Origin of the sequence: Frondihabitans sp. PAMC 28766, from assembly GCF_001577365.1 — a bacterium.
GTDB lineage: Bacteria > Actinomycetota > Actinomycetes > Actinomycetales > Microbacteriaceae > Frondihabitans.
Window position 1 is genome coordinate 3551677 of sequence record NZ_CP014513.1, and the last position, 12147, is coordinate 3563823.

The window sequence follows — 12147 nt, forward strand, 5'->3', positions numbered from 1 at the left end:
CCAGACCGCGGGCGGGACCGGTAATCTCGAGGCACGGAGGCAGCCATGGCGCTAGACACGTCGACGGTGTCGATACCCCTCGGCGAGTCCTCGCTCGCACGGGCGCGACGCACGGTCACGAGGCCCGTCCGGCGCGCCATTCGCGTCGTCGCGACGTCCGACCCCGACCTGTCGCGGCTCCGCACGGCGACCACGACCATCACGTGCCTGATCGTCGTCGCGATCGTCCTGTTCGCTCTCGCAGCGATCACGCACCTGTCGGCCATCGGGATCATCCCCGGGCTCATGCTGACGATGATCTCCAACAACGCCGTCCGCGAGCCGAGGGCGAAGCCGCGAGCGGTCACGATCCTGCTGATGATCCCGTCGGCGATGATAGGCGTCACCCTCGCGTCGCTGACGAACGACGTGACGCTGGTGGCCGACATCGTGTTCGTGGCCGTCGCCATGGCCGCGATCTTCGTGCGCGTGATCGGCCAGCGCGGCGTGCCGATCGGGATGATCGCGTTCATGACGTACTTCATCTCGATCTTCACGAAGGTGGATCGGGGCGAACTGCCCGAGATCTACGGCGCCATCGTCATCGCCGCCCTCGTCGTGATCGCGCTGCGGTGGCTGCTGCGTCCGCGGCACCCCGACCGCGATCTCCGGCGGATGCTGGGGGCCCTCGGCGTGCGAGCCGGGCGGGTGCTGGACGCCGTCGACGAGGGCGTCCGCGCCGGAGGCATCGACGAGAAACTGCACCGCTCGGTCGCCTCGCGGCTCGCGGCCAGCAGCTCGACGGCCTCGGGGGCCGAGCAGGCCCTCGGCACGGCCGACCACCCCCTGGTGGACGGCCTCGCCAACGCCGAGCTCAGCGTGCGCATCTTCGACTTCCAGCTCACCCTCGAGCGTCTGCACAGCGTCGTCCGCCGGGTGCTCGTCGACAAGACTCTGACCGACGATCAACGTCTCGATCTCTCGCAGCGCCTCCGTCGACTGCGGCGTGCCGTGCACGCCCCCGCGCAGATGAGCCGCGAGCAGGTGCGCGCCGAAGCCCTGGGCGACGAGGCACAGCCGTTCACCTCGTCGATCCCGGTGGTCGCCGGGCACGGCGCCCACGTGTCGCCCGACGGGGTCTCCGAGAGCGACGAACGGCTCGAGACGATGGGCCGCCTCATCAGCTTCGGGTTCGCGTCCTGGCAGGGCATCGTCGCCCGCGGCCCCGACGGCGACCCCGCGCAAGCCGCCCAGGCCGCCGAGACGGTCGACGATCTCGAGGCGCTGGAGCCCGCTGATCCTGCCGACGACCCGTCGCCGACACCGCGGCAGCGTCGCCGCGACGCCCTCCCCCAGCTCGCGCGCACGGCGGTGCAGGTCGGGCTCGCCGGGGCACTGGCCCTCGCCGCGGGCACGGCGCTCTCGCCGACCCGCTGGTTCTGGGCGTCGATCGCGGCGTTCGTCGTCTACATCGGCACGTCGACGCGCGGCGAGATCCTGTCGAAGGGCTGGCTGAGGGTCGTCGGCACGCTCGGCGGCGTCGTGTTCGGCGTGCTGATCGCCGGGGTCGTCAGCGGCAACTTCGTGGTGTCGATCGTGCTGATCGTGATCTGCCTGTTCCTCGGCTTCTACTTCATGCAGGTGTCGCAGGTGTGGATGATCTTCGGCATCACGACCATGCTCGCGCTGCTTTACGGCCTGCTCGGCGAGTTCAGCGTCGGCCTGCTGCTGCTGAGACTCGAAGAGACGGCCCTCGGCGCCGCGATCGGCATCCTGGTCTCCTACTTCGTCTTCCCCAACAGCACGCGCGACGCGATGCGTGCGGGCACCCGCACCTTCCTGGGGGCACTGTCGTCGTCGCTCGGCACCGCCGTCCGGCGCCTCTCGATGCCGACCCGGCCCGTCGGCGGGGCCGCGGCCGCCCCCGACGACGCACGAGCGCTCCGCGACTCCTACCTGGCGCTGACCACGACGAGCAAGCCGGTCACGCAGGGCTGGTCGGGGGTGTCGAACCGGTCAGGATCCCGTCGCACACTGGTGATCCTGGGGGCCTGCGAGTACCACGGGCGGGCCCTCATGCGCCTGGCCGACGGTGCTCTGGGCGCAGCCGACACACCCGCCCTGCGCGAGGCGCTCGACCGGGCCGTCGCCGCCGTGCGGGCCGACATCGACGCCTTCGTAGGCGCTCTCGACACCAGGATGTCCGAGGTCACCCTCCGACCGGCGGGCGACGTCATCGACCTGCTCGAAGACCACACCGACCTCGACGGCTCCCGTCGCTACCGGGCCCTCACCGGGGTCGCGCGCCACCTCCACGCCATCGATCAGGCGCTCTGCAACCGCGCCTCCGAGCTCGGGGCGACGCTCGAACCGCTGCGCGCGGGCGAGCCCGCCGGCGCATCCGGCCGCTAGACCCCGGCCACCTCGGAGTCGAACCGGTAGTCGCCCGGGTCGTACGCCGACGAGACGTCGAACACCTGGGCACCCGACGCGTGCGACTCGACGGACGGCCAGTCGACGGCACCGGTCGTGATGAACCGCACCCACGCTGCATGCATCGCGTCGGCGAGAGCCTGCGGCGGGTTCGCGCCGAACTGCTCGTTCACGCCTGACGCGTCGAGCAGGTCGAACGCGAACGGGATGTCCTGGCAGTGGGCGGCCGTGCCCGTGACCGGCGACCGGTAGGCGAAGTCGAACAGCCACGTCGCAGCGGCCGAGCCGGAGGCTTCGCGCAGCGCCCGGACATGCATTGCGGGGCCGCGGAACATCTGCTCGACGGCCAGCACGCTCTGCGCGTACTCCTCCCCCACGTCGGCGATCCGCGCGAGGTACGCGTCGACGGCAGCGTCCGAGACCCCGGCGAGCCGCAGATCGGCCACCCCGGCTCGGCTGACCTCCGAGAGACCCGCGCGTCCCGTCCGCGTGAGCCACGAGCTGCGCCGGCGGCACGGGTGGGTGGCACTCGACGCCGTGTGAGCGTCAGACCTCGGGCAGGACCTCGTCCACCACGAGGTCGCGCCACCGCACCACAGCGCCCGGCGCCCACCGGTCGTCGCCCATGCGCTCGTCGTTGTCGTGCACCTCGAGGGCGATGTGACCGGCCCGCCCGAGGAGGGCGGCCACCTGGTCGGCGTCGTAGCCCGGCCACGACATCGTGGCCGTCTCGACCTCGTAGAGCTTCGTGCCGTTGACCCAGCTGGTGAGCGTCGGCGTCGCACCGACGCAGCGCAACCGGATCTCGTTCCAGTCGCCCCAGCGCCACGCGTCGAGGAAGTCGGACGCCGTCGCCCGGTACGAGAGCAGGTCGATCTTGGCCTGCGTGACCGGCTCGAGGGTGGTCGCAGGGTCTTCCTCGACAAGACCGTTCGGGCGGCCGTCGGCGTCGCGGTGCACGTCGAGCACGTGCCCGATCGCGTGGAAGCCGCTGACGCCGTTGCCGTAGAAGCCGCCGATGCTGCCCGACTTGTGGTGGTCGACCAGCACCTGCAGACCCTGGGACGCGATGTCGGTCGTGCGCACCAGGAAGCCGGTGTCGGCTGGCCAGTCGGGTCGCACCTCGAGGGTCAACTCGAAGTCGGCGAACACGTCGTCGGTGACGAGGTAGCCGCCGAAGCCCCCGGGTGGTTCTTGCCCGCCGACGATCGCGCCGTCGTCGACCGTCCACCGGCCCGATGTCGCTGCCGCAGCCCGATAGCGAGGCGAGTCGTGATCGGGCTCGACACCACCCGGGGCGACCGGCACGGGCAGCCGCGGCACGGCGTGCCAGCCGGCGAGCGAGTGGCCGTCGAACAGTGCCCGGCTCATGAGTCGGTCCGGTCGGCGAGAGCCCACGGCTCGCGGGTCGTCGTGACCGGCAGCCCCGATGCGGTGGCTTCGTCGATCGCCAGGCCGATCTGGTGGTCGTGGAGGCCCTGCGCCAGCGGATACGGGGGTGCCCCGTCCTCGCGGATCCAAGCGCCCATACGAGCGAGCAGCGTGGCGACGGCGATGTCGTCGTCCATGAGGCGCGCCCCCTCGAACTCGTTGCGGAAGACCACGCGTCCGTCGAACGACACGTGTGTGAGGTCTAGCCCCTCGTAGTTCATGCCCTGCCCCGACATCGCGCGCTCGAGCCGCGAGATCACGGGCGTCACGGGGTCGGCGAGCCGCACCACGTCGTCGTCGTCGATCTCGCCGGCACTCCCCCTGATTCGCAGGTGGTCGGGCCGCAGCGGGTTCCACCACTGGTTGTCGGTGAAGTCGTAGACGCCCGTCCGGCCCGCGCCGAAATCGATCGTGCTCAGGATCGAGCGCGCGTCTTTCGGCGTCGAGTCCTGCGTCCACCCCGCCGGGGTGATCGGGTCGACCAGCGGCGCGGTGAAGGCGTGCGAGACGACGGTGGCCGGCTCGAGGCCCACCCCGAGGGCCGCCCGCATGAGCGCCACAGCGTGGTAAAGGTGCGTCGAACTGACGTGCGCCCCCGTCGGAGTGCCGATGACGCCGTCGCGCGCGAGAGTCAGGCGAGCCGCGTTCGACGGCAGCAGCTCGTACTGCTCGGCGATCTGCACGAGGCGGCTCGCGCCGACGTCCGCCCAGAGCGACCGCATGCCGTCGAGATCCGGGGCGGGCGGCGTCTCCGAGAGCACCGGGATGCCGCGGGCGACGAGCTCGCGCGTCAGCTCGGGCGTGACCGCCCACGGCACGCTCACGACGACGAAGTCGGGGCGCTCGACGGCGAGGAGGTCGTCGAACGAGCGGTAGGTGGGGACGCCCCAGGAGGCCTCGACCTCGGCTCCTGGCTCGGCACGCCGGGTCACGACACCGGTCACGCGGAACCTCTCGGGCAGAGCGTAGGCGAGGCGCAGGAAGACGGACGAGCGCCAGCCGCTGCCGACGATCGCGTAGGTCGTCAGCGGAGGGGTCGGTAGGCCCTTCGTGCGGGTGGCGACGGGCACCGTTCCCGGCGATACCGACCGGACGGAGACCGACTGGTCAGGGACCGCCCGGTCGCTCATGCGAGGCTCCCGCCGAGCAGACCGGCGAGCCAGCGCCCACTCGTCTTGACCGTGCGCTGCTGCGTGGCGTAGTCGACGTACACGAGGCCGAACCGGCGCGTGTAGCCGTAGGCCCACTCGAAGTTGTCCATCAGGCTCCAGGCGAAGTAGCCGCGGAGGGGCAGCCCCTCGTCGACTGCGGCCGCGCAGACGGCGAGATGGGCTTCGAGATAGGACCGGCGGTCGAGGTCGTCGACGGCCCCATCGACGACGGCGTCGTCGTAGGCCGAGCCGTTCTCGGTGACGTACAGAGGCATCGACGGCGCCAGCGCGTTCGCCATGCGCAGCACGTCGAGGAGACCGTCGGGGTGCACCTCCCAGCCCATCTGCGTCTTCGGGGCGCCGGTGTCGACCATCTCGACGAACTCCGAGCCGGGGTTGGAGCTGGCGTCGCCCGCGGCGAGCGAGCCGTCGGATCCTGCGCCCGCCCTCACGGTGTGCCGGCTGTAGTAGTTGATGCCCAAGAAGTCGACAGCGGCGGCGATCTCGACCGCATCGGTCATCGGCTGCTCGTCGAACCACGCGGTCTCGCCGAGGTCGTCGAGCACGTCGCGCGGATACGAGCCGCGAAGCACAGGATCGAGGAAGAGCCGGTTCTGCAGACCGTCGATGCGTCGAGCCGCGTCACGGTCGGCGTCGCTCTCGGTCGCCGCCCGCACCGAGTACAGATTGAGCGTGACGCCCACGGTCGCAGTCGGGGCGACCTCGCGGATCGCAGCCACAGCCCGGCCGTGGCCGAGAAGGAGGTGGTGCGCCGCATGCGACGCCTCGCTGCCGAGGCGACGGCCCGGGGCGTGCACGCCGGACGCGTAGCCAAGGAAGGCCGAGCACCAGGGTTCGTTGAGGGTGATCCAGTGGGTGACGAGGTCGCCGAGCGCTTCGACCGTGACCCGGGCGAACTCGGCGAATCGGTCGGCCGTCTCGCGGGCGAGCCAACCGCCCTTCGCCTCGAGCGCGCTCGGGAGATCCCAGTGGTAGAGCGTCGCGTACGGCGTGATGCCCTGGGCGATCAGCTCTTCGGCGAGGCGGCGGTAGAACGCGACGCCCTCGGCGTTCGCGGGCCCCGTGCCGTCGGGCTGGATGCGCGACCACGAGATCGAGAAGCGGTACGCGTCGAGCCCGAGGCCCGCCATCAGGGCGATGTCTTCGCCGGCACGGTTGTAGTGGTCGTCGGCGGGCTCGCCGGTGCTGCCGTCGGCGATCGCGCCCGGCACGGTGGTGAAGTCGTCCCAGATACTGGGGCCTCGGCCGCCCGCCGTCGGCGACCCCTCGATCTGATAGGCGGCGGTCGCAGACCCGATGACGAAGTCGGCGGGCAGGGCGTCTCGTGTGAAGCTCATGGTGTCCTCTTCTTCAGGAGCCGGCCGGGGCCGGCTGGAAATCGAGCCAGTTCGACTGCGCCGGCAGGAGGCGCTCGGCCTCGTGCCAGAAGTCCTCGGGCAGCACGGTGGCCGCGGATGCGAGCACCACGTCGAGTCGTGCGAGGCGGCTGAAGCCGACGATCGTCGTGGCGATGCGCGGGTCGCGGCGCGAGAAGAGCATGGCGGCGGTGGCGAGGTCGGTGCCCCAGGCCCGGCAGAGGGCGTCGAGCTCGCCGATGGCGGTGAGCGTGGCCGGGGTCGCCGGGCGGTACCCGTACGACGTCGATCCGCCCTGCGGGTTCGCCAGGATGCCTCCGCCGTAGACGGCCGCATTGACGACGGCGACCCCGAGCGACGCGGCCTGCGCCAGCAGAGCCGTTGCGCTGCGGTCCACGAGCGTCCAGCGGTTGTGTACGAGGCACACTTCGAAGATGCCCAGGTCGAGGTACCGGCTCATCTCGATCGTGTCGCCGCCGGCGAGGCCGATGTGCTCGATCTCGCCCTCGTCGCGGAGGTTCAGAAGCGTCTCGACCGCGCCGCCCGGGGCCGTCATCATGTCGAAGTCGTGGAATTCGGGGTCGTGCAAGTGCACGAGCGGCAGTGTCTCGAGGCCGAGCCGGGCCTTGCTCTCGGCGACGGATCGGCGCACGCGCTCGCCCGAATAGTCGGCCCCGTCGGCGTCGACCTTGGTGATCACGACGAAGTCGCCGGGCAGGCCGCCCGCACGGGCGATCCCCTGGCCGATCCGTGTCTCGCTCTGGCCGTTCGAGTAGCCGTTGGCCGTGTCGATGACGCGGATGGGGCTCTGCAGCACGGCCTCGACGAGTTCGACCGCGGCGTCTTCGGCAACCTCGTAGCCGAAGTTCTCTGGCATGCTGCCGAGGGGCCCGGCGCCGAGCGTGAGCGCCGAGACGCTGAGGCCGGTCGAGCCCACGGGGCGGATCCAGTCGGGTGCCTGGTCGGCGGGCTCGTGGGGCATCGTGATCCGTTCTCATCGTCGAGGGCTCGTCTTTGTATCTTATTGTAACGAAGATGCGAACCGCCACCTCTCACCACCGGGCGGCGCAGGATCAGACGGCCCGGCGCACCTTGCTGGCCGACGCCTGGTGGGGTGTCAGCCGCGTCTGCAGGGCCACGGCCGCGGCACCGAGCGCGGCCGACTCGAGGCCGACCTCCGACAGCTCGACGTGCACCGAGTGGACCGAGCGCATGAAGGTCAGCCGGTCGAGGTGGTCTCGCACGATGCGGTAGTAGATCGCGCCGGCGTCGGCGAAACCGGGCCCCGCGAGGTAGAGGTGGTCGAGGTCCATCAGGTTGGCCATCGAGACAAGCGCCTTGGCGAGGTACGTCGCCGACTCCTCGATCAGGGCCACGCAGGCCTCGTCGCCCTGGGCCGCAGCCCGCCCGATGAGGGCGAAGTCGAGGCGCAGCTCGGACGGGTCACCGCTCAGCCCGAGCGTCTCGACGAGCTGAGGGTCGGTCAGGGCGTGGCGGACCACGCTCAGGGGCGCCGCGAGCATCTCGAGGCAGCCGCGCGAGCCGCACCAGCAGTCGGGGCCGTTGACGTCGAGGATCATGTGGCCGATCTCGCCGGCGTTCGACGAGCTGCCGCCGTAGACCTTGCCCTCGATGACGATCCCGAGCCCGATGCCCGTCGCCATGTAGAGCGTCGCGAAATCCTTCGACGCGGGGATGCGCCCGACCCAGAACTCGCCGAGGGCGGCGCACGCGGAGTCCTTCTCGAGGATCACGCCGAAGCCCGACGCGGCCTCCAACGCCTCCTGGACGTCGAAATCCTCCCAATCGGTCGCGCTCAGCGACGAGCGCAGGATGCCACCGGTTGCGTCGAGACGCCCGGCACCGGCCACGCCGACCCCGATGACGTCGCCACGATCGATGTCGAGCTGCCGGAGGAGCACCTCGAGCTCATCGCGGATCCTGCCGACCACGACCGAGGGCAGCGTGCCGCCGATGCCCTTCGAGACCAGGCGACCGACGAGGTTGCCGGCGAGGTCGGTGACGACGTACGTCAACCGAGCGTCGTCGAGCGAGAGCCCGACGGCGAAGCGCGAGGCGGAGTTGAGCTCGAGGAGCGTCGGCCGCTTGCCTCCGGTCGAGTCGCCGAAACCGGACTCGACGACCATGCCCTCGGCGATCAGGGTCTTGACGATGCGCGTGATCGAGGCGGCCGTCAGCCCGGAGGCCTCGACGAGGTCGACCCGGCTGACGACGCCGCCCGACCGGATCAGGTCGAGGACGGCGCTGCGAGTGTTCTCGGACGACGGCCCGATGACGCGGCTCACGAGCTCGACCGCTCGACGATGAACGCCGCCGGAGAACGCACCTGAGTGATCTCGCCGGTCTCGTTCATCTCGATGAGGCAGCGAGCGGCCAACTGACCGACGGCGTGCGATTCGTTGCTGACCGCCGTCAGCGGCGGGGTCGCGGCCTGACAGAGCACCGAGTCGTTCCAGGCGACGACGGCCATCTCGCCCGGCACGTCGATGCCTCGCGAGACGAGGAGGTCGAGGCCGGCGCGCGCCGTGACGTCGTCGTCGAAGACGACGGCCGTCGGTCGCGGCTCGAGGGTCAGCAGCTGCGCGGCGGCGTGCGCGCCACCCTCGCGCGTGAGCGGGGCCTCGAGCGTGCGCCCGCGCACGCCCCGACGCTCGGCTTCGGCAGTGAAGGCGCACGATCGGGCCGAAACACCGCTGGCGGCGCTCACGTAGGCGACGTCGTCGTGCCCCCGCGAGACGAGATGGTCGAGCACCGTGCGCATGGTGGCCGCGTTGTCGACGACCACGGCCGAGAAGTCGCCCACCTGCTCTTCGTCGGCGATGGCCGCGAACGGCAGCCCGAGGCCGTCGAGCAGGCCGACTCGGCTGTCTTTCCCCTGGAGGCGGAGCAGCACGATGGCGTCGACGGCGGTCGAGGCCGCCCACGAGCGGTACACCTGGGCCTCGGCCTTCGCGTCGGTGACGACGCGGGTGACGAGCCGCATGTCGGACTTCACGAGGGTCTCTTCCAGACCGTGGCCCAGACTCGAGATCAGGGGGTCGTGGGCGGCTCGTCGGGCACTTTGGACCAGAACGAGCCCAATGTCCTTCATGAAGACCTGAGCCTATTGGCCGGTCGGGTCTTCAGCAAGTTGTTGACGCTGTTGACGACGGGGTGCGCAGTGAGGCCCGCCGAACCGAGCGAGATCGTCGTCGTGATGCGGATCGTGGCCGACTCGCCGGGCAGCAGAGTCACGCGGGGCTCGTCGACGACAGCGGCCGGATCGAGGCGATCGACGTCGACGGTCAGGTCTTTCACGAAGGCCCGCGCGGTCGCCGTGACGACGTAGCCGCCCTCGACTTCGTCGACCGTGAAGTCGACGTCCGGCTCGGGCAGATCGAGGGCCGTGTCCTCGACGAAATACCAGAGCGCTCGGCGGGCCGAGGGGGCCGTGACCACGATGAGCTGGTCTTCCGAGCGGCCTGCATCCGGCTGCCAGATCGCATCCTCGAGCACGATGGTCTCGTTCGAGCGGGGAGCCACATCGGCCGCGATCAGCTGGCGAGCGAACGTCTCGCCGTCGAGCCCGACGCGCACGACCTCGATCGGCTCGGCCCAGCGTTCGCTCGTGTCGTTCGACAGGATCACCGCGAGCCCGCCGTCACGCGGCTGCACGGTCACGAGACGCTCGGCGTTCACGTCGCGCAGCGCGAACCAGAGCGGCTTGCGGCGACCGTCGCCGTCCACCGCGGCCCACGAGGCGACCGGCCAGCAGTCGTTCAGCTGCCAGATGATCGACCCCGTGGTGCGCGGCCACCACGACCTGAAGTGCTCGATGCCGTACGTGATCGCCCGCGCCTGGTTGAGCTGAGTGGCGAAGTGCCAGTCGTCGAATTCGGCCGGCTCGGGCAGGTGCTCGCCGAGCCCGCGCTTCAGCTTCGCGTTGCCGTCCTCCGCCTTCTGGTGCCACATCATTCCGGGCGAGGTCGGGCTCAGCGCGTCGTCGTGGATCGAGCGCTCGATCGTCGAGAACGCCGGCGGGCCCTGAAATCCGAACTCGGCGACGAAGCGCGGCACGGCGTCGCGGTAGGTGCGGTAGTCCTGCCGGTTCCAGACCTCCCACTCGTGCACGGTTCCGTCGTCGGGATCGCGCGGTGCGGAGGGCACCGCCGGGTTGAACGGGCTCGACGGCACATAGCCGCGCGTGGGGTCGAGCTCGAGCAGGATCGAGGGCAGCAGCCCTTCGTAGTACCCGTTGCCCCAGGTCTCGCCCTCGCCCATCGTCTCCTTCCAGCCCCAGTTCCAGTAGCCCTCGACGTTCTCGTTGCCGCCGTTCCACATGGCGAGCGCAGGATGCGACGCGAGCCGCGTCACGTTCTCGCGCGCCTCGGCCTCGACCTCGTCCCAGATCTCGGGATCCTCCGCGTAGGCGGCGCACGCGAGCGCGAAGTCCTGCCAGACGAGGAGACCCTCGCGGTCGCAGACGTCGTAGAAGACGTCGCTCTCGTAGAGGCCGCCGCCCCAGACGCGCAGGAGGTTCATGCCGGCGTCCGTGGCGTCGGCGATGCGACGGGCGTAGTCGCCCGGCGTGACCCGAGGCACGAAGCAGTCCTCCGGGATCCAGTTGGCGCCCTTGATCCAGATCGGCTCGCCATTGACTGTGATGGCGAAGCCGGTGCCGATCGCGTCGGGGTCAGGTCGACCGAGACGGTGCGGAACCCGATGTGGCGGCTCCAGCGGTCGAGTTCGGCGCCGTCTGTCGAGAGCACCGCGGTCACCTCGTAGAGGGGCTGGTCGCCGTGGCCGCGCGGCCACCAGAGTGCGGGGTCGGCGACGTCGAGTGTCACCGTGCCGGTGTCGGCCGAGAGGGTCCTCCGTGCGGTCGCCACCCGGCGACCAGCGGGATCGGTGACCTCCACGTCGATCTCGACGTCGTGGGCTCCCGTCCGCTCGAGCTCGACGTGCAGGTCGATCCGACCGGCGCCGTCGACGGTGACCACGGGACGCACCGAAGCGAGGCGCGCCGTCGACCACGCCTCGATCCGGATCGGCTTCCAGATGCCCGCCGTGATCAGCACGGGCCCCCAGTCCCAGCCGAAGTTGCAGGCCATCTTGCGGATCGCGTTGTAGGGGTAGGCGTTGCCGACGAACGGGCGCGCCCCGAGTCGATCCTGCGCCTGCTCGGCGTAGGTGAGGGCCGAGGCAAAGTCGATCGAGAGGTGACTGCTTTTGCTCTGCCGGCTGTCGCGGTCGTTCGCATCCAGAACGGATCGCAGATCGAAGCGATACGAGCGGTGCTGATTGCGCGTGCGGCCGATCTCGGTGCCGTCGAGGGTGAGCGTCGCGATGGTGTCGAGCCCCTCGGCGACGAGGTCGACTCGCTCGTGGCCTGCCCGGTCGATCTCGAGGTCGAGATCGTAGCGGACGTCGGTACGGCCGATCCACTGGACGCCCTGCTCGTTCAGGTCGATGTACGGGTCGGCGATGAGCCCCGCGGCCAGGAGGTCGGTGTGCACGGTGCCTGGCACGGTCGCCGGCACGGTGCGCGCGGAGCCGGCAGGGAACAGGCCGTCGGGGATCGGGCCGTCGACGAGCGTCAGGCGCCAGCCGTCTGTCAGGGTGGAGCGGATCATCGGTGACCTCTCTGTCGCTGTGATGGGAGTTCGCCACCGCCTCGGATTCCCATGAAGACGCGGATCGAACTCTCTAACAATACCTTAGTAAGTTTCTTTTCCGGTGCTACGCTGACTCTGTGAACTCATCTCAACGTGGACTGT

Annotated in this window: 10 protein-coding genes; 1 reads left to right on the forward strand and 9 read right to left on the reverse strand. The window is 70.4% G+C overall.

The genetic code is table 11. The annotated features are described in order from the left end of the window. Nucleotides 1-45: 45 nt before the first annotated feature. Nucleotides 46-2391 (forward strand): FUSC family protein, encoded by a 2346-nt coding sequence (locus AX769_RS17020; protein WP_066281770.1) that lies wholly within the window; start codon nt 46-48, stop codon nt 2389-2391. Here the strand turns inward: AX769_RS17020 and AX769_RS17025 are convergent. The 9 genes from AX769_RS17025 to AX769_RS25430 form a co-directional block, all read right to left on the reverse strand. Continuing rightward, nucleotides 2388-2858: a carboxylesterase family protein gene (locus AX769_RS17025; protein ID WP_066281772.1), complete on the reverse strand. Its 471-nt coding sequence runs from the start codon at nt 2856-2858 to the stop codon at nt 2388-2390. The genes AX769_RS17020 and AX769_RS17025 overlap by 4 nt on opposite strands. Nucleotides 2859-2958: 100 nt before the next feature. Next, a complete protein-coding gene (locus tag AX769_RS17030; protein ID WP_066281773.1) occupies nt 2959-3783 on the reverse strand; it encodes a DUF1080 domain-containing protein in 825 nt (274 codons plus the stop codon). Further along, nucleotides 3780-4973, reverse strand: coding sequence for a Gfo/Idh/MocA family protein (locus AX769_RS17035; RefSeq protein ID WP_082763887.1), 1194 nt, complete (start codon nt 4971-4973; stop codon nt 3780-3782). The genes AX769_RS17030 and AX769_RS17035 overlap by 4 nt, the downstream gene beginning before the upstream one ends. Continuing rightward, nucleotides 4970-6352, reverse strand: a complete 1383-nt coding sequence (locus AX769_RS17040) for a GH1 family beta-glucosidase (protein ID WP_066281775.1) — start codon at nt 6350-6352, stop codon at nt 4970-4972. Before AX769_RS17040 ends, AX769_RS17035 begins: the two co-directional genes overlap by 4 nt. 13 nt (nt 6353-6365) lie before the next feature. Beyond that, entirely contained in the window at nt 6366-7352 is a 987-nt protein-coding gene (locus tag AX769_RS17045; RefSeq protein WP_066281777.1) for an aldo/keto reductase, read from the reverse strand. 91 nt (nt 7353-7443) lie between these two features. Then, nucleotides 7444-8676 (reverse strand): ROK family transcriptional regulator, encoded by a 1233-nt coding sequence (locus AX769_RS17050; RefSeq protein WP_066281778.1) that lies wholly within the window; start codon nt 8674-8676, stop codon nt 7444-7446. Next, nucleotides 8673-9482 carry a LacI family DNA-binding transcriptional regulator gene (locus AX769_RS17055; protein WP_066281780.1) on the reverse strand — a complete coding sequence of 270 codons (810 nt, stop codon included), beginning with the start codon at nt 9480-9482 and terminating at the stop codon, nt 8673-8675. The genes AX769_RS17050 and AX769_RS17055 overlap by 4 nt, the downstream gene beginning before the upstream one ends. Further along, nucleotides 9479-10972 (reverse strand): hypothetical protein, encoded by a 1494-nt coding sequence (locus AX769_RS25425; protein WP_239451835.1) that lies wholly within the window; start codon nt 10970-10972, stop codon nt 9479-9481. Before AX769_RS25425 ends, AX769_RS17055 begins: the two co-directional genes overlap by 4 nt. Further along, nucleotides 10909-12003 (reverse strand): hypothetical protein, encoded by a 1095-nt coding sequence (locus AX769_RS25430; RefSeq protein ID WP_239451836.1) that lies wholly within the window; start codon nt 12001-12003, stop codon nt 10909-10911. Before AX769_RS25430 ends, AX769_RS25425 begins: the two co-directional genes overlap by 64 nt. Nucleotides 12004-12147: the final 144 nt, after the last annotated feature.